Consider the following 21,917-nt stretch of genomic DNA (forward strand, 5'->3'; position numbering starts at 1 on the left):
GGGGCCTGCGGGCGTCCAAAACGTCCCGTCCGCCAACTAGACTGGACGCCATGGCCGGCCTGATCAAACGCGAAGACATCGATGAGGTCCGCTCGCGCACCGACATCAAGGAAGTCGTCGACGGCTATGTCACGCTGCGCTCCGCCGGCGTAGGTTCCTTCAAGGGTCTATGCCCTTTCCACGACGAGCGCAGCCCGAGCTTCCATGTCCGGCCGCAAGTGGGAACCTTCCACTGTTTCGGTTGCGGCGAAAGCGGCGACGTCATTGCGTTCATCCAGAAGATGGACCACACCACCTTCAGCGAAACCGTCGAACGCCTGGCGGGACGGATTGGTTTCGAGCTTCGCTACGAGGACGGAGGGCACGGCCCGAACAGGCAGGAAGTCGGACGCCGTCAGCGGCTGCTCGATGCCCACAAGGTCGCGGAGGAATACTTCCACGGACAGCTCGCGAGTCCCGAAGCCGAGACCGGTCGTAAGTTCCTCACCGAGCGCGGCTTCGACGAGTCCGCGTGCGCCCACTTCGGCGTGGGCTACGCCCCAAAGGGCTGGGACGCACTGCTTAAGCACCTGAGGCACAAGGGCTTCCAAGAGGAGGAGCTCAAACTCACCGGGATGTTCTCCGAGGGCAACCGTGGAATCTACGATCGCTTCCGTGGTCGTTTGATCTGGCCCATTCGGGATCTCAGCGGCGCGACGATCGGTTTCGGAGCGCGCAAGCTCTACGAGGACGACCAGGGTCCGAAGTACCTCAACACACCCGAGACGCAGCTCTATAAGAAATCACAGGTGCTCTACGGAGTGGACCTGGCCAAACGGGAAATCACGAAAAACCGCCAGATCGTCGTCGTTGAGGGTTACACGGACGTCATGGCGTGCCACCTCTCCGGCGTCGGGACCGCGGTGGCCACCTGCGGCACGGCCTTCGGCACGGACCACATCAAGATCGCACGTCGATTGCTCCAGGACGATGGCACCGGGGGAGAAGTGGTTTTCACGTTCGACGGCGACGCCGCAGGACAGAAGGCCGCCCTGCGGGCGTTCGAGGAGGACCAGCGGTTCACCGCGCAGACGTATGTGTCAGTTGAACCCAGCGGCGCGGATCCCTGCGAGCTGCGTCAGCGGCGCGGTCCCGAGGCCGTGCTCGAACTGATCGCATCCAAGCGTCCGCTGTTCGAATTCGCCATCAAGGTCGGGCTGAAGCGGTTCGACCTCAACACCGTGGAGGGCCGCGTCCAGGCCCTGCGGGCATCCGCGCCCATCATCGCCGCCATCCGCGACTCGGCCATGCGTCCTGCCTACGCGCGTGAGTTGGCCGGCTGGCTGGGCATGGACATGGACGACGTCAACCGCGCCGTCGGCGCGGCCGCCAAACGGCTCCGCGACGGTGCCGGCGAACCGGGCGGGAGTGGCGGCCCCAGGAACGGCGATGCCAAGAGCGACGGCGGTAGGAGCGACAACGGTAGGAGCGACAACGGCCGGAACGACGCCGGCCGGAACGACGCCGGAGCGCTACAGCGCGGCGCCGGAAGCCGGCAGCAGAGCGAAGCCACGCGGCAGCGAAATCAGGGGGGACACGGTGACGACGCGGCCCCGGGGGATAGGGGGGAACGGGGCGAATCCCTCGCCCGTCCCGATCCCCGGGACCCGGTGGCGCGGATGGAGCGGGAGTCCTTGGAGGTGGTGCTCCAGCAGCCAGGAATGCTCACGCCCGAGCAATGGCAGGCGTTCTACGACGCACGGTTCACCGCCCCCGTTCATGTCCTCATCCATGATGCCATCCGGGCCGCCGGCGCGGCCGGGGCGACCCCGGCGCACTGGGTCGAGACGATCCGCCAGGAAGTGCCCGATCCGGTGCGGTCCTTTGTCTCCGAGCTGGCGGTTATGCCGTTGCCGGCCCACTCCGACGATGCCTTGGCGGGCTACTGCAGGGACATCATGAACAGGCTTTTCGAACTGCAGATCACCCACTTCAAGGCGGAGAAGATCGGACAACTCCAGCGGATGGACCCTTCCGCGGACCCCGCGGCGTTCCAACGGATCAACCGCGAACTGATGGAGTTGGAGCTGCGCCGCCGCTCTCTGCGGGCGGAATAAACCCGCCGGATTGGTGGGATTTAGGCGTCGCTCGCGTGCTCTTGTATAGTCGTATCCGTTGCCTTCCCCCGTAGCTCAATTGGCAGAGCATTCGACTGTTAATCGAAGGGTTACTGGTTCGAGTCCAGTCGGGGGAGCCACTCTCGAAGTCCCCGTTCCCGCAAGGGGGTGGGGACTTCGCCGTTTCCGCCCGAGGCGACCGCCGCCCTCGCGTGAATCCCATGGCGGCGGACGCCGTCCCGCCCTACGATGGGCACGTGGAGTGGCTGGCGGGCACCGACTACGAGGTTGCGCGGGAAATCCTGCAACGCGGTGTGGCCGCGTTATACGTCGTGGCGTTCGTCTCCACCCTCAACCAGTTCCGTGCCCTTCTGGGCGAGCACGGGCTGATGCCGGTACCCGCCTTGCTGGATCGCGGAGGTGCCCGAGGTCCAACGGTATTCAGCCGCTGGGGCTATTCGGACCGGAAGCTCGTCCTGGTGTGCGCCCTCGGAATCCTGATCGCCTCGGCCCTGGTGGCCGGGCTGCCGCAACTCGGGCCGCCGTGGCTTCCGCTCGCGGCATTCCTCGCCCTGTGGGGCCTGTACATGTCGATCGTGAATGTCGGCCAGGTGTTCTACGGCTTCGGCTGGGAGATGCTCCTGCTCGAGGCCGGATTCACGGTCGGGTTCCTCGGCTCGCAGCAGGTCCCGCCGCCTGCGCCCATCCTCGTCCTCATTGCATGGCTGGTGTTCCGCCTCGAGTTCGGGGCAGGCATGATCAAATGGCGCGGGGACCCCGCCTGGCGCAACCTGACGGCCCTCTACTACCACCACGAGACCCAACCCATGCCGGGTCCCCTCAGCCGGCGAGCGCACCTGATGCCGAAGTGGTGGCACCGTGCCGAGGTGGCGGGCAACCACGCGGCCCAGCTGGCGGTGCCGTTCCTCCTGTTCCTGCCGCAGCCGATCGCGTCCATCGCTGCGGGGACCATCATCTTCACCCAGCTCTGGCTGGTCGCCACCGGAAACTTCGCCTGGCTGAACTGGATCACCATCGTCCTGGCGTTCTGCGCGGTGGGCGATCCGGCGGTGCACGCCGTTGTTCCCGTTGTCCCCGCCGATCTCGGCACGCCGTCCGAGGCGCCCGTGTGGTGGAACATCGTCGTCGTGGCCGGCTCGGTGCTTATTGTGGTCGCCAGCGTGCCGGCGCTGCGTAACCTGTTCTCCCGGAACCAGTTGATGAACGCCAGCTTCAACCGTTGGCAAATCGGCAACGCCTATGGGGCGTTCGGCTCGGTCACCCGCGAGCGTATCGAGATCGTCGTCGAGGGAACACTCGACGACGCAGCCTCCCCGGGGGCCACATGGCTGGAATACGAGTTCAAGGGAAAGCCAGGCGACGTGGACCGCCGCCCGGCGCAGTTCGCCCCCTACCACCTGCGGCTGGACTGGCTCATGTGGTTCCTCCCGCTGGGTACGGTCCACCAGCGTTGGTTTTACGCCTTCCTCGGTAAGCTCCTGGATGCCGACCCGGCGACGCTGCGCTTGCTGTGCCGCGACCCGTTCGACGGCGCGGCGCCGCGGTTCGTCCGCGTTTGGGCCTACCGTTACCGCTTCGCCTCCACTGCGCAACACCGGGAAACCGGGGCACACTGGGTCCGGGACCGCGCGCGTCTGGTGATCCCCGCCGTGGGCGGCGGCTAGGCGCGTCCTGCGCTATGAGTTACGGCCGCGCGCATGGATGGCCCAGACGGCGTCGTACCCGTTGTCGACGGCGAGGACATCGTCGACGAGGTTCACCGCGTTGCAGACGTGGTTCGGAATCAGGGAAAGCGCCGCGCCGGGTGGCGGGACCGCCGTGTCCGTCGCGGGCCAGTCGATGGTGGCATGGTGCTCGGACAGGGCGACGACGCGGGCCGCCGGATGGCCGGCCACACGTCCGTAGCCTGTGGTCCAGTCGGGCCGGTCGGCTCCGAGGACCTTGCTGCCGGCATCAACGACCACCAGGTGGCCGCGTACGTCGACGACGGTGGCGGCGACCGTCAGTGCCACAGATTCCTCGGTGCAGGTGCCGGATTCAATCTGCTGCGCGTCGTTGTAGACGTAGACGCCCGGGCGGAGTTCGTTGACCGCTCCCGGCGTGTGGCGGCGCGCGGTGGGTGTCGACCCGCCGCTGACCACTGGACATTCGATGCCGGCAACGGCCAGTGAGGCGGCCGCCGCCCCCAACGCCCTGGCCTCGTCGGTCGCGGCTTGCAGAGCCCTGCCGGGTCCGTAGCCGTGGCCCGGGAACGTGAACACGCCGTCGATCCGTAGGCCCGCTTCGCTTGCCGCGGCTGCGATGCGGCTGGCCTCCTCCGGAACCGTTCCGCTGCGGTGGTGGCCGCTGTCCACCTCGATGCGCACACCGAGCAGGCCGGCGTCGCCTCCCAGAGCCGATCCCAAGGCGCGTGCCCCCGACTCCGTGGCCACGCCGACCACGACGCGTGCCTCCCGGACCAGCGTGCGGAGCCGCCGGCCCTTGGCTTCGTCGACCCACAGGGGGTACGCGATGAACAGGTCGTCGAACCCTCCGCCGGCGAACACTTCGGCTTCGCCGAGGGTGGCCACGCTCAGGCCGACGGCGCCGGCCTCCAGCTGGAGGCGTGCGACGTCGAGGCTCTTGTGGGTTTTGGCGTGCGGACGCAACGCGACACCGGCACCGGCCGCGAACTCGGCCATGGAGGCGATGTTCTGCCGCAATACACGCGTGTCCACGGCCAGGTAGGGAGTGGAGCGGGTCATGGGGGCCTCTCTGTTGGCGGCGTGGGGCGCGTTCCCTCGTCTAATCCGTCGCCCCCACACCATCCGAAAACGTCTAGGGACACCAACCTAACCAGTGCCGCATGCGAAACCTAGCGTCGGTTCCGGGACTCCCCGTGTCCGCGGACCGGGGACTAGTCTGGTAGCGAACCGCTGTGGCGGGCACGATCGGCGCCCGGGCACGGACGCCCGGGCACGGAGTACGTGGGCTGGCGCCCACTCGACGGAAGGACACACGATGTCGGTCTTGATGGCTCGCACTTCCAGCCCCGAGGGACAGGCGGCCGTCGCCGCCGCCGGCGACTTGTTGGAGGTCGCCCGGACAGAAGACGTCTCCGCCATCGTGGTGGACATCAAGCGACGCAGTCCGGTGGGGAAACTCCTGCTCGGGCCCAACGCGCAGGAGATCCTCCTCGGCGCGTCCGTCCCGGCGATAGCGGTTAAAGCCGCCGGAAACGCCTAATTGGCCGACTCCGGGGGAAAGCGGCGCCGGCTCGGTTGGCTATGGCTCCTGATCGGTTCCGCGGTTCTCACGCAGTCGACGCTGAACCTCGTCAGGCCCATGACCAGCTACAAGCTGCTCGAATTGGGCGCGGACGCCACGGTCGTCGGCGCGGTGACGGCGGTCTACGCCGTCCTTCCGCTGTTCCTGGCGGTGTGGCTGGGCAAGGTCAGCGACCGAATGCCGTCTTTGCGGATCCTGCTGGCCGGAGGAGCCCTGCTATTGTCGGCCGGCGCCGGCATCCTCGCGGTTGGGTCCTCCCTTTGGGCGCTCGGTATCGGCAGTGCGATCCTGGGCGTCGGGCACCTCATGTACACCATCGCCGGGCAAAGCGCCGTGGCCCGGCACTCGCGGGAGAGCGAGCTGGACGCGGGGTTTGGCTGGTTCACCGCGGCCTTCGCCGCCGGACAGTTGATTGGGCCGCTGGTCGGCGGGGCCATCGTGGGCACCGCCCCGCTGGGGGATCCGCAGCGCGTGGCCGGCATCGACGTCGCCATGTGGCTTGGCGTCGTTCTGTCCCTGTTGGCGCTTCCCCTGATGCTCGCCAAACCACACCTTCCCGGCGCCGCCGCGCGACGGGCGCGGGACGCGCGCGCCGAGGGAAAACCGCGTGAGGGGGCGCCCAGCGTAGCCGGGATCCTCCGGGTCCCCGGCATGCCCTCGCACATGTTGGCAGGGTTGGCGCTTCTGGCCATGATAGACATTCTGGTCGCGTTCCTGCCCGTGGTGGGCGAACGGGCCGGGGTGGCGCCGCTCTGGATCGGCGTCCTGCTCGCGGTGCGCGGTGGTGCCACGATCCTCTCGCGTGTCTTCCTGCCGGCGCTCGCCCGGAAATGGCGGCGCGAGTCACTGGTGCTGGTCAGCCTCTTTGGTTCGGCCGTGGCGCTGGCCATTCCGCCGCTGGTGATGGAACACGTATGGATCGCGGCGGCCTGCCTCGCAGTCGGCGGCTTCCTTTTGGGACTGGGACAGCCCTTGACGATGACCCTGGTCTCGCAGTCGGTTCCCGCGTCGTGGCGAGGCTCGGCCCTTGCGGTGCGGCTCATGGGCAACCGGTTGGGCCAGGTGGCCATGCCGCTGTTGGCAGGCGTGGCGGCGGCCCCCTTGGGTCCGGCTGGGGCCATCTGGTTCAGCTGCGCGGTGCTGGCGGTCTCCGGTGTCGAGAAGCTGTCACCCGGCCACCGACGGCGCGGCGGGTAGCGGGCAGAAGGGTGCGGCCGCCGGATTTCGGGATCCGTGCGTGCCCTGCTAAAGTTTTACTCGCTTCATTCCCCCGTAGCTCAATTGGCAGAGCATTCGACTGTTAATCGAAGGGTTACTGGTTCGAGTCCAGTCGGGGGAGCACACGGATAGGGCCCCGCCGCTTGGCGGGGCCCTATCGCGTTCCGGGCTTGCGCCGTAGCCACCCCCGGCGCGCCGATGCAACTGTGGCCGCACCTCGATCGGATGGGCCTCCCTGACCGGGCATGATGGTAGTTTTGAAATGCATTGGCCCGCCCGGGCCGAACAGGATGGAGGCTCACGATGGCAGGAAGCACACCTGAACGACGACCGTCTTCCCTGGCGGGATTGGCCAAGGTCGCCGGCAGGCTCGTTCCCAGACAGCTGAACGACGAGATCCAACTTGCCATCGAGCAAATGAAGGCGAAGGGCATCCAGGTGGGCATCGCCGCCGCCATTGCGGCCGTGGCACTGGTGTTCGTTGCACTGCTTGTCGTTGCACTGCTCGTCGCGGGCATCTTGGGCCTCGGGCTGGTTGTGGATCCCTGGTTGGCGGCCCTGCTGGTCGCGGCTTTGCTGCTCGTGTTGGCCGCAATCCTCGGACTCATCGGCTACAGCCGCGTCAAGAAGGCGCTTCCGCTTGTTCCGGAGGACGCCATGCGCGGCATTAAGCACGACCTCGGAATCCTCAAGGAGGGTTCGTCGTTCGATCCGTCCACGCTGGACGAGGAAAAGCCCAAGGACGAGAAGCCGAAAAAGGATAAGGAAGACAAGGACAAGAACCCACCGGTTCCCTATGCCGAACTCCTCCACCGTTCCAAGCAACGTCGCGAGCATCTCACGCGGGTACGTGACCGCCTAGGTCCCAAGCTCGACATGAAGGCCCGCGCGAGCGACGGTGTGCACCGCGCATCGGCCTTCGCCGAGGCCAAAAAGGGGCAGGCGGCGGCGAGCCTGTCGCAGAAGGCTCCGGCCGGCGACGACACGGCACGGCTGCTCCGGGAGAAATGGCAGCCCCTGGCCGTCATGGCGGCGTCCCTCGTGGCGCTCGTTGCCTTCGTGAGGCAGCTCGTCAGGCGCTAGGTGCCCGTCGGGCCACTGCCGTAACCAACCAACTGCCGTGACCGAGGGAAGGGGGGACCGGTGAGGTTCATCGGCGCCGGGCAGCGCGACGACGTCGTTTACCGTGAGCTCCGCACCTTCTGGACCGTTCCCAACCTGATCACCGTCGGCAGGTTCCTGCTGGTTCCCGTCTTCGTTTGGCTTGTTGCAGTCCAGGATTTTGGCTGGGCGACCGTCATACTGGTGGTCCTGGGCGCCACCGATTGGGTGGACGGCTATCTGGCCCGTCGCCTCAATCAGGTTTCGACGGTCGGCAAGTGGCTCGACCCCTTGGCCGACAGGCTGGCACTGATCACCGTGGCCGCGACTTTCGTCATCGCGGGAATAGCGCCCGCGTGGCTGGTGTACGCAATCGTGGTCCCCGACATCGTCCTGATCGCCAACGCCATGCTGCTTTTCGGCGGCAGCCCCAACCTGCCCGTCAGCAACCTGGGCAAGATCCGAACCGCCCTCCTGCTGGTGGGAACGCCGCTGCTCCTCCTGGACCGCGTGGACGGGATCGCCGCCCCGGCACTAGGCGTGGTGGCGACGGCGGTGCTCGCCGTCGGATGCCTGCTCCACGTCATTGCCGCCATCGGGTACCTTATTGCCGCGCGCCGCAAGGCCAATGCCCTGCGCACCGGGAAAAAATGGTCTGGGTAGCGGTATCCTGCGCGGTTGTGGCCGCGTTTTTCCTCGCCTTCGGAACGCAGCGCCAGGGGAGCGCCGTTCGCGCCAGCAGCGGAGGCCTCAGCGTGACCTCGCGTGGCATGCTGCGGCTGCTGCGGAACCCGCGATGGGTCCTCGGGCTGGTCCTGCTGGTGATCGGCATGTCCCTGAACGTCTACGCGCTGGCTTCGGCCCCGTTGACCGTGGTCCAGCCGATCGGTGCCATAGCCCTGGTCATCACCACTGTCGTCAACGCGCGCGAACAATCCATACGGATCAACCGCCCGACGGTCCTGGCCATTACCGCATGCATGGCGGGGAGCATCGGGTTCGTCCTACTGGCCATCAATGTCACCCGCGAGAACCACGGAGTGAGCACCGGCCAACAAGCCACCACAATCATGCTGCTCGCGGTCGTCGTCGTGGCCTTTGGAGGCGTCGCCGCGGCCTTCCGCCACCGGTTGAACGCCTTCTTCTACATCATGGGCGCGGGGGTACTCTTCGGGTTCGTGGCGGTGCTGGTGCGGACGTTGGCGATCTCGCTCCTGGATCCCAACGGGCTGTTTCTGGGAAACGTCTCCTGGTACCTGGTGGTGGCCGTCGTCGTCGCCGGGCTCCTCGGCACGTACTTCGTGCAGAACGCCTATTCCAGCGGACCGCCGGACCTGGTCATCGCCGGGCTGACCGTCGTGGATCCGATCGTCGGGATCGCGATCGGCATCGGCATCCTCGGGGAACTCCAACCCGACGTGCATCCGGTGACGGCGATGTCCATGGCCGGTGCCGCAACCATTGCTATCGTGGGGGTCGTCGCCCTGTCGCGGCACCACCCCGATGTCCTGCAACGGCAAGAGGAAGCGCGCCGCAAGAAGGCGGCGGGCCTCCTCTACCCGTAGCCACCGGTGGGTGCATACGGCCGATTAAGGGGTCGTTCCACGGCCGGCGACACCACGATGCCCCATGACAAGGAGTTCCCACCACGTGACCGGTGAACAGCCACTCAAGATCCTGATCGCCGCGGACACCTATCCTCCCGACGTCAACGGGGCGTCCGTGTTCTGCCACCGGCTCGCGACGGCCATGGCCAAGCGCGGCCACGAGGTGCACGTCGTGGCCGCCAACAGCGAGTCCGGACCCGAGACCACGGAAGTGCTTCCGGAGGCGACGGTCCACCGACTGAGGTCGCACGCCGTTCCCACGCACGAGTCCTACCGGCTCTGCACGCCCTGGAGCGCCAGCCGGGCCGTTGGGCGCATCCTGGATGAGGTGCGTCCAGATGTCGTGCACGTCCAATGCCATTACATGGTCGGCCACGCGGCCATCAACGAAGCGAAAAAACGGGGCATCCGGACGATCGCCACCAACCACTTCATGCCGGAGAACCTCGATCCCTTCCTGCCGTTTCCGAAGTGGTTCAAGCGCGTCGTCGCCAAGAACTCGTGGCGGGACATGGGACACATCATGGGCAGGGCGGACGTCGTCACCACCCCGACGCCGTTGGCGGCTCGGGCGATGAAGCAGCAGGCCCGCCTCGGCAAGGTCCTGCCCCTGTCCAACGGAATCGACTCCAGCCTGTACGAACTGGCGCCGGACGAATCGGTGGAGAAACGCGAGTGGCCGGTTGTCCTGTTCGTCGGGAGACTCGCGGTGGAGAAGAACGTCGATGTGCTGATCGACGCAATCGCCCGGAGCGCCACCGTCCCCGCTCCCCACCTCGAGGTCGTCGGCGGCGGCGAACAGCGCGCGCACCTGGAGCGCCACGCGGCGGAGCGGGGCGTGGCGGACCGCGTCCACTTCCATGGGCACGTGGACGATGCCGAGCTCCGGCGTGCCTACTTGCGCTGCGACGTGTTCTGCCAGCCCGGCACGGCCGAACTTCAGTCCCTGGTGACTCTGGAGGCTTTGTCGGCGTCCCGGCCCGTGCTGCTGGCCAACGCGATGGCGCTTCCCCATCTGGTCGACGACGGGGTGAACGGCTTCCTGTTCACGCCCGGGGATGCGGTGGAGCTCGCCAACCGCCTCGACGCCGTGCTGGCCGCCGACCCCTCGCAGCGGGCGGCCATGGGCGAGGAAGGTCACCGGAAGGCAGTGGCGCACAGCCACGACAAGACGATGGACACGTTCGAGAGCCTGTACCGCGGGGCGACGGCCGACGAATTCCTGTCCGCCACCTGACACTGGCCAGTGGCGAAATCCACTAGGATGGCAGATGCCGTCGGGGGCGAATACCCTCCGCCGGCAACGAGGGGCGATAGCTCAGTTGGTTAGAGCAAGGGACTCATAATCCCTGGGTCGTGGGTTCAAGCCCCACTCGCCCTACAACGGCTGCCGATCGGACGGCGCGACCGGCAGCGACCGAAGCTTCTAGGGTCTTGCGCGAGGAGGTGCCGCATGCCGCGGCTGCTGCATATTGCGATGTTCGTCGACCAGCATCCCCGGACGCTCGGTGGCATGCAGACGTCCGTTCGTCTGCAGAGGAAGTTCCTTGAGGCCGAAGGCCACCGCGTCACCATTGTTTCGCCGCGCCGGCGCTCGGACGAGGCGCCGGACGCTTCGCTGATTCCGCTTCCATCGCTGCCGCTGGGGGTGGGGGAGTACGCGCTGACACTTCCCGGCCGGATATCGGACCGCAGCCTGGAACGCCAGCTGCGCGGAAGGCCGCCGGTCGATGTGGTCCACGTGCAGGCGGACTTTTGGCAGGCCGTGACCGGCTACCGCTTCGCGCGGCGACACGGCCTCCCCGTGGTCCACACGATGCATAACCGCCTCGACGTCGGGCTCGAGGCCACAGTGCCCTTGCCATCCCTGGTCCAGCGGTTGTTCGGCGCGCTCCAGAAGCTTTTCCTGCGGACACCGGGCCCCGCGGCGCGCGACGCATGGCAGTACCTGCGCGCCTTCACCGTCAACGCCCAGGCGGTGACTGCCCCCTCCAGCCACTTCGCCCGGCTGCTTCAGGAGCGCGGGGTCTTCGGCGCAGTGGATGTGGTCCCGAACGGACTCGACGACTCCGTGGCCGCCGAACTGCTCGCCACGCCGAAGCCGCCGCGCACCGGACGCAACCGGCTCGTTTGGATCGGGCGCTTCAGTCCGGAAAAGCGGCTCCTTCCCTTTCTTGAAGCGGTGCGCAGATCAGGGATCGACGCCGAGATCCATATCTTCGGCGACGGCTCGGAGCGGCGTCGGGCCGAAGCGGCCGCCAGAGGCATCTCTCCCGCTAAGGTGGTCTTCCACGGCACCGTCCCGTACCGGGAGATGCTCGCCCACCTGCGCGCCTCGGACCTCCTGGTGCAGACATCCCAGGGTTTCGAAACCCAGGGCATGACCGTTTTCGAGGCAGCGGCGCTGGGAACGCCGGCCGTCCTCAGCGACCACAGGATCGCCGAGGACCTGGCCGGGTCCACCTACTGGCTGACGCCCGACGACACCGTCGACGGATTGGCCGCCGCGATACGGGCGGCCGTGGGCGATTTGCCGTCCGACGGCGCGCGGCCGGCGGACGCCCTCGACCCGTCGACGCTGTTGCAAAGCCGCCACACGCGGTCGATGGCGCATGTCTACGAGCGAGCCATCGGCGCGCGGCGGAACGCCTAACCGGATCCTGCCGCCACGGAGCCGCCGCCTAGCCGGAAGGTCCGTCGCGCGGAACCGGCAGCAGCACCGACGGGCGGCGGTCTGTGACGGTGTTGAGCGGGTCGATGTACTCCCCGTGCAGCCGGAGTCCCCAATGGATGCACCGCCCCGAGCAATGGCCGCCTGTGGCCGCGATCCCGACGGCCTGGCCCGCCGTGACGGCCGCGCCCGCCGGAAACGAGGCCGTGACGGGCTCGAAGCTGGACACCAGCCCGTCCCCATGGTCGATCGTGAGAACCGGGCGGTCCACCACGGTTCCCACGAAGGCGACGATTCCGCCGGCGGGCGCCAGCACCTCGGCCCCGGAACCGGACTCGAGGTCCGCGCCCCGGTGTCCGGCAAGCCATCGCTCGCGCGGGGGATCGAACGGCTCGAGCACCCGCGGCGCGCCGCCGGGCCCGCCGGACACGGGCCAGGTCCATCCCGGTGCGGGCGCCGAAGCGATTCCCCCGGACGGCGCGGCGGGTGGCCCCATGGCGGACCCCGCGGCCAACGGTAGGACCAGTGTCGTCGCCAGCGCGACGGCACGGGTCATGGCGGGAGTCCTCGTCCGAAGTGCCGAGCCGATCCATTCCATTTCGATTCCTTCCGCTTGAGGCATCCATCGTGTCCCGGGACGCCGGCGCCGAAACCCGCCAGTCGGCAACGGTGGAGGACAGCGCCGCAGGAGGCCCTGTGGAGGGGGAGCCGTACGGGCGGAACCGCGCCCGGGCTGTAGTACACTTGTAACCGCAGTTCTGTGCGTCGATGATCCATGCCCGGACCATCGGACATGAAGCTGACTTCGCGCATCGCGCATCCACCCCCATCCGCCTGTGGCGGACCGTGGGGTGGACCACGCTGTCCACGGTCCGGAAATCCGGTGGTGGCGGGGGCCGGGCAACCGGCGGACGATGCCAGGGGCGCCATCCAACCCGGGTGAATCGCCAACAACCGAAACAATAGGCAGTTACCGCGGCCCGCGAGGGCCGGCCCGCTACTGCCGGAAGGAGTTGCGACATGCCCGTCGTAACCATGCGCCAGCTGCTCGACAGCGGCGTCCACTTTGGCCACCAGACCCGTCGCTGGAACCCGAAGATGAAGCGCTTCATCTTCACTGAGCGCAACGGCATCTACATCATCGACCTCCAGCAGTCGCTGTCCTACATCGACCGCGCCTACGAGTTCACCAAGGCCACCGTTGCCCACGGCGGAACCGTGCTGTTCGTCGGCACGAAGAAGCAGGCACAGGAAGCGATCGCCGACCAGGCGACCCGCGTGAACCAGCCCTACGTCAACCAGCGTTGGCTCGGCGGCATGCTCACCAACTTCCAGACCGTGGCCAAGCGCGTCCAGCGCATGAAGGAACTCGAGGAAATCAACTTCGACGACGTCGCCGGCTCGGGCCACACCAAGAAGGAACTGCTGCTGCTCCGCCGCGAGCTCACCAAGCTGCAGACCAACCTGGGCGGTATCCGCAACCTGACGAAGACCCCCTCGCTGATCTGGATCGTCGACACCAAGAAGGAGCACCTCGCCGTTGACGAGGCCCAGAAGCTTGGCATCCCCGTGGTCGCCATCCTGGACACCAACTGCGATCCGGATGAGGTCGACTTCCCGATCCCGGGCAACGACGACGCCATCCGCTCCGTCAACCTGCTGACCCGCGTCATCGCCGACGCCGTTGCCGAGGGTCTCATCGCCCGCAACAACAAGGCGTCGGGCAACACCGACGCGGCGGCCGAGCCGCTGGCCGAGTGGGAGCGCGAACTGCTCGAGGGCACCACCGAGACCGCCGCAACGGAGGCCCCGGCCGAGGAAGCCAAGACCGAAGAGGCTCCGGCAACCGAAGCCGCCGCAACGGAGGCCCCGGCCGAGGAAGCCAAGACCGAAGAGGCTCCGGCAACCGAAGCCGCCGCAACCGAGGCCCCGGCCGAGGAAGCCAAGACCGAAGAGGCTCCGGCCGAGGCGGCAACCGAGGCTCCGGCCGAGGACGCCAAGTAACCATCCGAGTTTCCGGACCGGCGGGCCGCAAGGTCCGCCGGCTCGGTTGACCGGACGCGCCTTAAGCGGGCCGTTCGGCTAGACAACTAAGAACCACTGAGAATGGGGTTGCACATGGCGAACTACACCGCCGCTGACATCAAGGCCCTTCGCGAGCGCACCGGCGCTGGCATGATGGACGTCAAGAAGGCACTCGACGAGGCCAACGGCGACGCCGACAAGGCCATGGAACTGATTCGCATCAAGGGCCTCAAGGGCGCCACGAAGCGAGAAGGCCGTTCGACCGCTGAGGGCCTCGTGGCCGCCAAGATCGTCGGCGGCAACGTCGGGGTCATGGTCGAGGTCAACTGCGAGACGGATTTCGTCGCGAAGAACGAGAAGTTCATCGCGCTGGCCGACAAGGTCCTTGGGATCGCGGTCGAATCCGCCGCCGCCGACCTGGAGAGCCTCCTGGCCGTCGACGTCGAGGGCAAGAGCCTCGCGGACTACGTCACCGAAGAGGGTGCGGTCCTGGGCGAGAAGGTCGTCGTCCGCCGCCTGGCACGCGTCGAGGGTGGAGCCGTCGACGCGTACCTGCACAAGACCTCCAAGGACCTTCCGGCGCAGGTCGGCGTCCTGCTGGCCGTCGACGGAACGGACGAGGCCGCCGCGACCGTCGCGCACGACGTCGCCGTGCACACCGCCGCGATGGCACCGACCTACCTGACGCGCGACGAGGTTCCGGCAGAGACCGTCGAGAACGAACGTCGCATCGCCGACGAGACGGCACGCGCCGAGGGCAAGCCCGAGGCCGCGCTGACGAAGATCGTCGAGGGACGCCTCACTGGCTTCTTCAAGGAGGGCGTCCTCGTCGACCAGTCCTTCGCGAAAGACGCAAAGAAGTCCGTTGGTAAGGTTCTGGAGGAGGCGGGCGTGAAGGCCACTGCCTTCGCCCGCTTCCGCGTAGGAGCCTAGCAACACACGACGGCGGCGCGTATCCGACCGCCGACGAAGGCAAAGGGGGTGGCCACCACGGGTGGCCGCCCCTTTTTCCTGCCCTTTCGTTCCAGTTTGAGGAGTCACCATGGTAGCCACCGAACATTCGTCCCGCGCACCCGAATCGCTTGAGCGGGCGCCCCGTCGCCGCGTATTGCTCAAGCTCTCGGGCGAGGTGTTCGGCGGCGGCAAGCTCGGTGTCGACCCCGTGACGGTGCGCGGCGTCGCCGAGCAGATCGCCAAGACCGTGGGGCAGGTCGAGACGGCCATCGTCGTCGGCGGCGGCAACTTCTTCCGTGGCGCCGAACTGTCCCAATCGGGGATGGACCGGTCGCGCGCGGACTACATGGGCATGCTGGGCACCGTCATGAACTGCCTGGCCCTGCAGGACTTCCTCGAGCAGGCCGGCGTCGAAACGCGCGTCCAGTCCGCGATCAGCATGGCCCAGGTCGCCGAGGCCTACATCCCCCGCCGCGCCATCCGCCACCTCGAGAAGGACCGCGTCGTGATCTTCGGCGCCGGCGCCGGACTTCCGTACTTCTCCACCGACACGGTCGCGGCCCAGCGTGCGCTCGAGGTGCGCGCCGACGTCGTGCTGATGGCCAAGAGCGGCGTGGACGGCGTCTACACGGCCGATCCGAAGAAGGACCCCAACGCCGTGAAGCTGGACCGCCTGACCTACGACGAGGCGCTGATCCAGGACATCCGTGTGATGGACCAGACCGCGATGACCATGTGCAAGGACAACGGGTTGGAGATGATGGTCTTCGGCATGCAGGGCGAGGGCAACGTCACGCGCGCCATCCTGGGCGAGGAAATGGGTACCTTCGTCACCGTCTAGTGCCCGTGACATAGGATGTTTTGAGAGTCGGAGAACCGGCCGGACGGCCTCGGCGAGGCCCCGGAGACTAAGGAGAAGCAAGTGATCGACGAAACGCTGCAGGACGTGGCCGAGAAGATGGAGCGGACCATCGAGGCCGCCAAGGAGGACTTCGCGACCATCCGTACGGGGCGGGCGAACCCGGGGCTGTATTCGAAGGTCATGGTTGACTACTACGGTTCGCCGACGCCGCTGCAGCAACTGGCGTCCTTCGGCGTGCCGGACGCCCGCACCATCCTCATCACCCCCTACGACGTCACCGCCCTCCGCGCCATCGAGAAGGCCCTGAGCGACTCGGAAGTGGGTGCCAACCCGTCGAACGACGGCAAGTTGATCCGCGTGACGATCCCCGAGCTGACGCAGGAGCGACGGAAGGAATACGTCAAGATCGTCAAGGGCAAGGGTGAGGACGCCAAGGTCGCGATCCGGAACCACCGCCGCAAGGCCAAGGACATGCTGGACAAGATGGTGAAGGACGGCGACGTCGGCGAGGACGACGGGTCCCGCGGCGAGAAGGAGCTCGACGCGTTGACCAAGAAGCACGTCGACTCGATCGACGAGCTGCTCAAGCGCAAGGAATCCGAGCTGCTGGAAGTCTAATGCCCAACTCCACGCCGCCCGACGCGGGGGAGCCCAACCCGGGGCCCACGCCGAAGCCGCAGGCGGGGGCTAACGGCCCCGACAGCTTCTCCCGGCGGTCACTGAGGCAGGCGGCGCCCACATCGCGCGCCGGCCGCGACCTGCCGGCGGCGATCGCCGTCGGACTGGTATTGCTGGTCGGCGTCCTCGCGGGGCTGCTGCTGTTCCCGCTGGCCTTCGTGGTGATCGTGACCCTGTTCGGCGTCCTGGGCAGCTGGGAGGTCGGCCGGGCGCTGGCTGAGTCCAAGGTGGACCTTCCGCTCGTGCCCCTGGCGGTGGGGGCGATCTCCATGCCGTTCTCCGCCTATTACGGCGGCCCCGAGGCGTTGGGTTTCGCCCTCGCCGGGTCGCTGCTGCTGGTGCTGCTGTGGCGCGTCATCGAAGGCGGCGGCGGCGCCACCCGGTCGGTCCTCGCGTCGGTGTTCGTCGCGCTTTGGGTGCCGTTCCTGCTCAGTTTCTCGATCCTGCTGTTCAACGAGGCGGACGGGCCGCTCAAGGTCGCCACGTTGTTGTTGCTGGTCGTCGCGAACGACACGTTCGGCTACCTCGTGGGGGCCTTTCTCGGCAAGCATCCCATGGCCCCGAAAATCAGTCCGAAGAAGTCCTGGGAGGGATTCGCCGGATCCGTGGCCGGCGCCGTCGTCGTCGGCGTTCTGGCCAGCGTCTGGCTGCTCGGCCAGCCGTGGTGGGTCGGCGTGCCGCTGGCGATGGCGACGGTGGCGGCGGCCACGGTGGGTGACCTCTCGGAGTCGATGGTCAAGCGGGAGCTCGGCATCAAGGACATGAGTACGCTGCTGCCCGGGCACGGCGGTTTCATGGACCGGCTGGATTCCATCGTCTTTGCATCTCCCGTCGCCTACATCCTGTTCGTTCTGCTGCTGCCCGGCGCAGTCTAGGGTCTTTGCCACACGACTAGGTAGGATGGGGGAGCGGCGTGCCCAGGCGGTCGCCCCATCGTCATGATTACATCGGTGCACAACGCCGGAGTTGAGGATATCGCTTTGAGCCAGGACCACGCGCAGACAACCCAGACGCCCTTCGAGAGGGTGGCTCCACAGGAATTCGGCTACAGCACCAAGCAGGTGGACCACTTCCTGGCCAGGGCCCGGGCCACCTTCAACGGCACCGGCGACGACGAGAGCGTCGTCACGAGCCACCTCGTCCGCCGCACCGCCTTCGAACCGCAAAAGGGCGGCTACGACGCGCGGGAGGTGGACACCGCGCTCGACCGCCTCGAGGACGTGTTCGCCCAGCGGGAGCGGGATGCGCTGATCGAGGAAGAGGGCGAGGACGCGTGGCTGCAACAGGTCGGCCGCCTGTCCGCGATCCTACGCGGACGCCTGCACCGCGCGCCGGGCGAGCGCTTTCGCCGCCCCACCCGCCGCGGCGCACCCAGCTACAACGTCGAGGACGTCGACGAGTTGTGCGAGCAGCTGCTGGACTACTTCGAACACGACACCCCCATGAGCGTGGACACCGTCCGCCGCGTGGTGTTCCGCGAGGCCAAGGGGCAGGACGGCTACGAGGAAAGCCAGGTGGACGCGTTCCTGGACCGGGTCGTCGAACTGATGGCGTCGATCGACTAGGGCGTTTCCGGCGCGTGGAGGCTGGCCATCACGGCGTCCACGCGTTTTCGCGTGCTTTGGCCGCCGCCCGAAGCGCGCGACACCGTGAACATGGTGAGGAACGCCAGCGGAACGGTCCACGCCGCCGGCTGCGACAACAGCTCGTGGATCAGGCCCGAAGTCTCCGGCAGGATGCCGCCGACCGCCAGCGCCGTACCGCAGGACACGGCGCCCGCAGCCATTCCGGCCACCGCGCCGCGAGCGGTCAGCCCCCGCCACCAGATCCCCAGCAGCAGCAACGGGCAGATGGTCGAGGCGGTGAAGGCAAACACCGACCCGATGGCCCCGGCCAGGGCGAACGTGCTTGTGCCGAGCGCGAGCAGCAGCGGGACCACGCACGCCATGACGGTCGAGATCCGGAATCCACGGACCGTGCCGCGGAACAGCCCCTGGCTGATGACGCCCGCCAGGGAGACCACGAGGCCGGACGTGGTGGACAGGAAGGCAGCGAAGGCGCCGCCGACCACGACGGCCGAGAGTGCTTCGCCGGCGGTGCCGCCCACGATCCGTCCGGGGAGCAGAAGGATCGTCGCGTCCGCGTTGCCGGCCGCGGCCAGCTCCGGCGTGTAGGTGCGCCCCAGGACGCCGAGGATGGTCGGGAAAAGGTAGAACAGGCTCAGGAGCCCGATGACGATCGCCGTCGTCCGCCGGGCGGAGGGTCCGTCCGGATTGGTGTAGAAGCGCACCAGGACGTGCGGCAGACCCAGCGTGCCGAACAGCAGCGCGACGATCAACGAGATGTTGCGGTAGATGCCGGCGTCCTCTATCGGGGCTACCGGGGCGTCGAAGGCCTGCCCGTTGGCGGTCGGGGACTCCCCGGCGATCCCCAGGTGGATGAGGATGAAGGCGGTGGGCACCGCCAGCGCGAGGAGCTTCAGCCAGAACTGGAAGGCCTGCACGAAGGTGATGGATCGCATCCCGCCCGCGAGGACGGTCAGGCACACGACCACCATGACCAGAAGCGCCCCCAGCCAAGACGGCAGCGAGGTGGTGATGCCGAGCGTCAGTGCCGCCCCGTGCAGTTGCGGAACGATGTACAGCCAACCGACGACGACGACCAGGACGCTGGTGGCGTGCCGCGCCGCGCGTCCGCCCAGCCGGATCTGGGCGAAGTCGGGCAGGGTGTACGCCCCGGAGCGGCGCAGCGGCGCGGCGACGAACAGGAGCAGCATCAGGTATCCGGCCGTGTAGCCGATCGGGAACCACAGTGCGTCCTGCCCGGAGACCACGATCAGGCCGGCGACGCCCAGGAAGCTGGCCGCCGACAGGTACTCGCCGCCGATGGCGGAGGCGTTCCACCAGGGCTTGACGGTGCGCGAGGCCACGTAGAAGTCGCCGGTGGTGCGGGAGATGCGCAGGCCGTTGAAGGCGATCAGGACGGTGACGGCCGTGACGGCGATGACCGCTGCGAGCGCGGTGGTCGGGTTCATCGGCCGGACACGTCCCGGTAGCGGTCCTCGTTGCGTTGCGCGGCCCGGGTGAACAGGAACGCGCCGAGCAGGATGATGGGGTAGACGCCCAGACCCATGACCAGCCACGGCAGGGGCACGGTGGCGATCCGCGAGGCGTTGATTTCCGGCCATGTCCCGACGAGGACCGCGAGACCCACCAACAGGACCAGGAACCCGATCGCGACGGAGAGCGCCAGACGCAGCTGCGACCGGATGAGCGAGCGCACGTAGAACGAATCCACGGGATCGGCGGGATCGGCGGGATCGCGGCGGGAGGGCCGCAGCCCGGCGCCGTCCGGGGCCACGACCCTGACCCTGCGCGGCGGAACGCGGTCTGCGGTCACGGCGATCCGATCACAGCGGGCGGACCCGGTTTGCGGCGAGCCGCTCGCGGAGGTACGGCAGTGCGCGGCGGCTGACGGGAAGTTCCGTTCCGGCGACCACCACGGAGGCCCGACCCGTCCGCAGCTGGACCCGGTCGATGTGTTCCATGGCCACCAGGTAGCTGCGGTGGATGCGGATATAGCCGGCGGAGGCCCACTGCTGCTCCAGGTCGTTGAGCGGCACCCTGATCAGGTAGCTCGCGTCGGCCGTGTGGAGCCGCGCGTAGTCGCCCTGCGCCTGGACGTAGCGGATGTCGTCCCGGCGGATCATCTTCGTGACGCCGCCCTGGTCCACGGTGACGACCTCCGGCTTCGCGCCGTCGTCCTCCATCAACTCGCAGACGCGGCGCACCGATTCCGCCAGGCGCTCGGGCCGGATCGGTTTCAGGACGTAGTCGACGGCGGCCAGCTCGAACGCCTCGAGGGCCTGCGCCTCGTCGGCGGTCACGAAGACGACGGCGGGGGGCCGGCTGAAGCGCGAGATGGTCCGGGCGATGTCCAGGCCGGAGAGGGCGGGCATGTGGATGTCGAGGAACAACGCGTCCACCGGGAACTCCTCGAGTGCGCGGAGTGCCTCGGCGCCCGAAGTCGCGCGGTGGATCTGGCCCACGCGGTCGTCTTGCGCGAGCAGATACGCCAGTTCGGCGACTGCCGGGAGCTCGTCGTCGGCGACAACCACATTGATCATGCGCCCTAGTCTATGGCGTGCCGGCTGGCGCCCCGCGGCGGACCCGTGGTGTTGCCCGGCTGGAATTTCGGCACCCGCAACGTGATCAGGGTGCCGGCGCCGGGCGCCGTCTCGATCACCAGCCCGTGCTCGTCGCCGTAGACCTGCCGCAGCCGCACGTCGACGTTGCGCAGCCCCACGTGGACGCCTTCCGTCGTGCCGGCCAGCACGGACCGTAGCGCGTCGGGGTCGATGCCCACGCCGTCGTCCTCCACCGTGATCTCCGCGAATTCCCCACTGTCCCGCGCCGTGAGGGTGACGAGGCCACCGTCGGCCTTTCCCTCCAGCCCGTGCCGCACCGCGTTCTCCACAAGCGGCTGCAGGGACAGGAACGGGATGACCGTGCCGAGGACCTCCGGGGCGATCGCCAGGGAGACCCTGATCCGGTCGCCGAAGCGGGCCTTCTCCAGCAGGAGGTAGCGGTCGATCGACTGCAGTTCCTCGGCCAGGGTCGTGAAGTCGCCGTGCCGGCGGAAGGAATAGCGGGTGAAGTCGGCGAATTCCACCACGAGCTGGCGAGCCCGCTGGGGGTCGGTGGTGATGAAGGACGCGATCGCGTTGAGGCTGTTGTAGATGAAGTGCGGGCTGATCTGCGCGCGCAGCGCGCGGACCTCGGCTTCCATGAGCAGCGCCCGCGATTCGTCAAGTTCCGCCAAGCCGACCTGGGCCGCCACCCAGGCCGCCACCTCCGTTGTCGCGCGGAGCAGGCCCGCGTCCGCCCGGCGCGCCACCGCGACGACCGTCCCCACCGTGCGGTCCTGGACGACGACCGGCGCGAACACGGCGTCCCATCCGTCGAGGTGGTGCAGTTGGGTGCGGCCGGAGGCCAGCGCGTTCGCGGCGAGTCCCATGAGTGGATCCGGCGGGAGGGAGCCGTCCTCGGAGAGCACCGCAGTCGTGTCCGTCATGGCCAGCCCGTCGCAGGCCAGCAGGCCCCGGAGGTGACGGCTGGCCCCGGCGGCCCCCTCGCGCGTCAGGCCGCTGGCGAGGTGGGGGGCCGCCCGCGAAACGGTGTGCAGCGTCTCGTAGGTGGCCCTGTCGGCGTCGGTTCCCAGATCGCGCGACGAGCGGAAGATCCGGTAGCCGACGAAACCGACCACTGCGATGGCGACCATGACGATGGCCGCGATCAGGGTGGTTTCCAAGGCGGTGGACATCATGGCACCACAGTAGACCGCGGGCGGGGCCGCGCCATTCGTCGGCCCGGCCCAACCGTTCGTCGCAGGAGGGGCACCGCTCGGCACGACGCGCC

General features: G+C 68.1%; 21 protein-coding genes and 3 tRNA genes. 18 read left to right on the plus strand and 6 right to left on the minus strand.

Annotation, left to right across the window (positions count from 1 at the left end; translation table 11 throughout):
* Window positions 1-50 precede the first annotated feature (50 nt).
* From dnaG to ACHAAJ_RS00355, 3 genes are all read left to right on the plus strand, one after another.
* Complete coding sequence (dnaG, locus tag ACHAAJ_RS00345) at window positions 51-2,096, plus strand: DNA primase (RefSeq protein ID WP_435725823.1); 2,046 nt, start codon at window positions 51-53, stop codon at window positions 2,094-2,096.
* A gap of 64 nt (window positions 2,097-2,160) precedes the next feature.
* A tRNA-Asn gene (locus ACHAAJ_RS00350) sits at window positions 2,161-2,236 on the plus strand.
* An 81-nt stretch (window positions 2,237-2,317) separates the two neighbouring features.
* Entirely contained in the window at window positions 2,318-3,781 is a 1,464-nt protein-coding gene (locus ACHAAJ_RS00355) for a lipase maturation factor family protein (protein ID WP_435726218.1), read from the plus strand.
* Window positions 3,782-3,793: 12 nt separating this feature from the next.
* On the opposite strand, the gene ACHAAJ_RS00360 is transcribed toward ACHAAJ_RS00355, so the two are convergent.
* On the minus strand, window positions 3,794-4,861 hold the full coding sequence (locus ACHAAJ_RS00360) for an alanine racemase (protein ID WP_435725824.1): 1,068 nt from the start codon (window positions 4,859-4,861) through the stop codon (window positions 3,794-3,796).
* Window positions 4,862-5,129: 268 nt separating this feature from the next.
* Between ACHAAJ_RS00360 and ACHAAJ_RS00365 the strand changes: the two genes are divergently transcribed.
* From ACHAAJ_RS00365 to ACHAAJ_RS00405, 9 genes are all read left to right on the plus strand, one after another.
* Window positions 5,130-5,342 carry a universal stress protein gene (locus tag ACHAAJ_RS00365; RefSeq protein WP_435725825.1) on the plus strand — a complete coding sequence of 71 codons (213 nt, stop codon included), beginning with the start codon at window positions 5,130-5,132 and terminating at the stop codon, window positions 5,340-5,342.
* Window positions 5,343-6,581 (plus strand): MFS transporter, encoded by a 1,239-nt coding sequence (locus ACHAAJ_RS00370; RefSeq protein WP_435725826.1) that lies wholly within the window; start codon window positions 5,343-5,345, stop codon window positions 6,579-6,581. It abuts the gene before it with no gap.
* 69 nt (window positions 6,582-6,650) lie between these two features.
* A tRNA-Asn gene (locus ACHAAJ_RS00375) sits at window positions 6,651-6,723 on the plus strand.
* A 227-nt stretch (window positions 6,724-6,950) separates the two neighbouring features.
* Window positions 6,951-7,685: a phage holin family protein gene (locus ACHAAJ_RS00380; protein ID WP_435725827.1), complete on the plus strand. Its 735-nt coding sequence runs from the start codon at window positions 6,951-6,953 to the stop codon at window positions 7,683-7,685.
* A 60-nt stretch (window positions 7,686-7,745) separates the two neighbouring features.
* Window positions 7,746-8,366, plus strand: coding sequence for a CDP-alcohol phosphatidyltransferase family protein (locus tag ACHAAJ_RS00385; protein WP_435725828.1), 621 nt, complete (start codon window positions 7,746-7,748; stop codon window positions 8,364-8,366).
* Entirely contained in the window at window positions 8,354-9,268 is a 915-nt protein-coding gene (locus ACHAAJ_RS00390) for a DMT family transporter (protein ID WP_435725829.1), read from the plus strand. The genes ACHAAJ_RS00385 and ACHAAJ_RS00390 overlap by 13 nt, the downstream gene beginning before the upstream one ends.
* A 64-nt stretch (window positions 9,269-9,332) precedes the next feature.
* A complete protein-coding gene (locus tag ACHAAJ_RS00395; protein WP_435725830.1) occupies window positions 9,333-10,547 on the plus strand; it encodes a glycosyltransferase in 1,215 nt (404 codons plus the stop codon).
* Between the two features lie 70 nt (window positions 10,548-10,617).
* Window positions 10,618-10,691, plus strand: a tRNA-Ile gene (locus ACHAAJ_RS00400).
* 72 nt (window positions 10,692-10,763) lie between these two features.
* Entirely contained in the window at window positions 10,764-11,963 is a 1,200-nt protein-coding gene (locus tag ACHAAJ_RS00405; RefSeq protein ID WP_435725831.1) for a glycosyltransferase, read from the plus strand.
* Window positions 11,964-11,991: 28 nt separating this feature from the next.
* Here the strand turns inward: ACHAAJ_RS00405 and ACHAAJ_RS00410 are convergent, their stop codons facing one another.
* A complete protein-coding gene (locus ACHAAJ_RS00410) occupies window positions 11,992-12,537 on the minus strand; it encodes a murein hydrolase activator EnvC family protein (RefSeq protein ID WP_435725832.1) in 546 nt (181 codons plus the stop codon).
* A gap of 464 nt (window positions 12,538-13,001) precedes the next feature.
* Between ACHAAJ_RS00410 and rpsB the strand changes: the two genes are divergently transcribed.
* From rpsB to ACHAAJ_RS00440, 6 genes are all read left to right on the plus strand, one after another.
* Window positions 13,002-13,985, plus strand: a complete 984-nt coding sequence (rpsB, locus tag ACHAAJ_RS00415; protein ID WP_435725833.1) for a 30S ribosomal protein S2 — start codon at window positions 13,002-13,004, stop codon at window positions 13,983-13,985.
* Between the two features lie 114 nt (window positions 13,986-14,099).
* The gene (gene tsf, locus ACHAAJ_RS00420) at window positions 14,100-14,939 is read left to right on the plus strand and encodes a translation elongation factor Ts (RefSeq protein ID WP_435725835.1); all 840 of its coding nucleotides are present in this window, start codon (window positions 14,100-14,102) and stop codon (window positions 14,937-14,939) included.
* A 109-nt stretch (window positions 14,940-15,048) separates the two neighbouring features.
* The gene (pyrH, locus tag ACHAAJ_RS00425; RefSeq protein WP_435725837.1) at window positions 15,049-15,801 is read left to right on the plus strand and encodes a UMP kinase; all 753 of its coding nucleotides are present in this window, start codon (window positions 15,049-15,051) and stop codon (window positions 15,799-15,801) included.
* Between the two features lie 117 nt (window positions 15,802-15,918).
* Window positions 15,919-16,440, plus strand: a complete 522-nt coding sequence (frr, locus tag ACHAAJ_RS00430) for a ribosome recycling factor (RefSeq protein WP_435726219.1) — start codon at window positions 15,919-15,921, stop codon at window positions 16,438-16,440.
* Entirely contained in the window at window positions 16,440-17,375 is a 936-nt protein-coding gene (locus tag ACHAAJ_RS00435; RefSeq protein WP_435725838.1) for a phosphatidate cytidylyltransferase, read from the plus strand. Before frr ends, ACHAAJ_RS00435 begins: the two co-directional genes overlap by 1 nt.
* A 105-nt stretch (window positions 17,376-17,480) precedes the next feature.
* Window positions 17,481-18,065 carry a DivIVA domain-containing protein gene (locus ACHAAJ_RS00440; protein WP_435725840.1) on the plus strand — a complete coding sequence of 195 codons (585 nt, stop codon included), beginning with the start codon at window positions 17,481-17,483 and terminating at the stop codon, window positions 18,063-18,065.
* Here the strand turns inward: ACHAAJ_RS00440 and ACHAAJ_RS00445 are convergent.
* Genes ACHAAJ_RS00445 through ACHAAJ_RS00460 form a run of 4 tightly spaced genes read right to left on the minus strand, consistent with a single transcriptional unit; the run spans window position 18,062 to window position 21,825 of the window.
* Window positions 18,062-19,534, minus strand: coding sequence for a sodium/solute symporter (locus ACHAAJ_RS00445; protein WP_435725841.1), 1,473 nt, complete (start codon window positions 19,532-19,534; stop codon window positions 18,062-18,064). The genes ACHAAJ_RS00440 and ACHAAJ_RS00445 overlap by 4 nt on opposite strands.
* On the minus strand, window positions 19,531-19,899 hold the full coding sequence (locus ACHAAJ_RS00450; RefSeq protein ID WP_435725843.1) for a hypothetical protein: 369 nt from the start codon (window positions 19,897-19,899) through the stop codon (window positions 19,531-19,533). The genes ACHAAJ_RS00445 and ACHAAJ_RS00450 overlap by 4 nt, the downstream gene beginning before the upstream one ends.
* Before the next feature lie 10 nt (window positions 19,900-19,909).
* Entirely contained in the window at window positions 19,910-20,626 is a 717-nt protein-coding gene (locus ACHAAJ_RS00455) for a LytR/AlgR family response regulator transcription factor (RefSeq protein WP_435725845.1), read from the minus strand.
* A gap of 5 nt (window positions 20,627-20,631) precedes the next feature.
* On the minus strand, window positions 20,632-21,825 hold the full coding sequence (locus ACHAAJ_RS00460; RefSeq protein ID WP_435725847.1) for a sensor histidine kinase: 1,194 nt from the start codon (window positions 21,823-21,825) through the stop codon (window positions 20,632-20,634).
* Window positions 21,826-21,917 lie beyond the last annotated feature (92 nt).

Source organism: Arthrobacter arnarulunnguaqae (assembly GCF_051262515.1).
In the GTDB taxonomy this organism is placed as follows: domain Bacteria; phylum Actinomycetota; class Actinomycetes; order Actinomycetales; family Micrococcaceae; genus Arthrobacter_N.

Excerpts from the sequence above, each read along its gene's own strand:
- dnaG (WP_435725823.1), top strand. The coding sequence starts at position 51 with ATGGCCGGCCTGATCAAACGCGAAGACATCGATGAGGTCCGCTCGCGC.
- ACHAAJ_RS00355 (WP_435726218.1), top strand. The coding sequence starts at position 2,318 with ATGGCGGCGGACGCCGTCCCGCCCTACGATGGGCACGTGGAGTGGCTG.
- ACHAAJ_RS00360 (WP_435725824.1), bottom strand. The coding sequence starts at position 4,861 with ATGACCCGCTCCACTCCCTACCTGGCCGTGGACACGCGTGTATTGCGG.
- ACHAAJ_RS00365 (WP_435725825.1), top strand. The coding sequence starts at position 5,130 with ATGGCTCGCACTTCCAGCCCCGAGGGACAGGCGGCCGTCGCCGCCGCC.
- ACHAAJ_RS00390 (WP_435725829.1), top strand. The coding sequence starts at position 8,354 with ATGGTCTGGGTAGCGGTATCCTGCGCGGTTGTGGCCGCGTTTTTCCTC.
- ACHAAJ_RS00395 (WP_435725830.1), top strand. The coding sequence starts at position 9,333 with ATGACAAGGAGTTCCCACCACGTGACCGGTGAACAGCCACTCAAGATC.
- ACHAAJ_RS00405 (WP_435725831.1), top strand. The coding sequence starts at position 10,764 with ATGCCGCGGCTGCTGCATATTGCGATGTTCGTCGACCAGCATCCCCGG.
- ACHAAJ_RS00410 (WP_435725832.1), bottom strand. The coding sequence starts at position 12,537 with ATGACCCGTGCCGTCGCGCTGGCGACGACACTGGTCCTACCGTTGGCC.
- rpsB (WP_435725833.1), top strand. The coding sequence starts at position 13,002 with ATGCCCGTCGTAACCATGCGCCAGCTGCTCGACAGCGGCGTCCACTTT.
- tsf (WP_435725835.1), top strand. The coding sequence starts at position 14,100 with ATGGCGAACTACACCGCCGCTGACATCAAGGCCCTTCGCGAGCGCACC.
- pyrH (WP_435725837.1), top strand. The coding sequence starts at position 15,049 with ATGGTAGCCACCGAACATTCGTCCCGCGCACCCGAATCGCTTGAGCGG.
- frr (WP_435726219.1), top strand. The coding sequence starts at position 15,919 with ATGGAGCGGACCATCGAGGCCGCCAAGGAGGACTTCGCGACCATCCGT.
- ACHAAJ_RS00435 (WP_435725838.1), top strand. The coding sequence starts at position 16,440 with ATGCCCAACTCCACGCCGCCCGACGCGGGGGAGCCCAACCCGGGGCCC.
- ACHAAJ_RS00445 (WP_435725841.1), bottom strand. The coding sequence starts at position 19,534 with ATGAACCCGACCACCGCGCTCGCAGCGGTCATCGCCGTCACGGCCGTC.
- ACHAAJ_RS00455 (WP_435725845.1), bottom strand. The coding sequence starts at position 20,626 with ATGATCAATGTGGTTGTCGCCGACGACGAGCTCCCGGCAGTCGCCGAA.
- ACHAAJ_RS00460 (WP_435725847.1), bottom strand. The coding sequence starts at position 21,825 with ATGATGTCCACCGCCTTGGAAACCACCCTGATCGCGGCCATCGTCATG.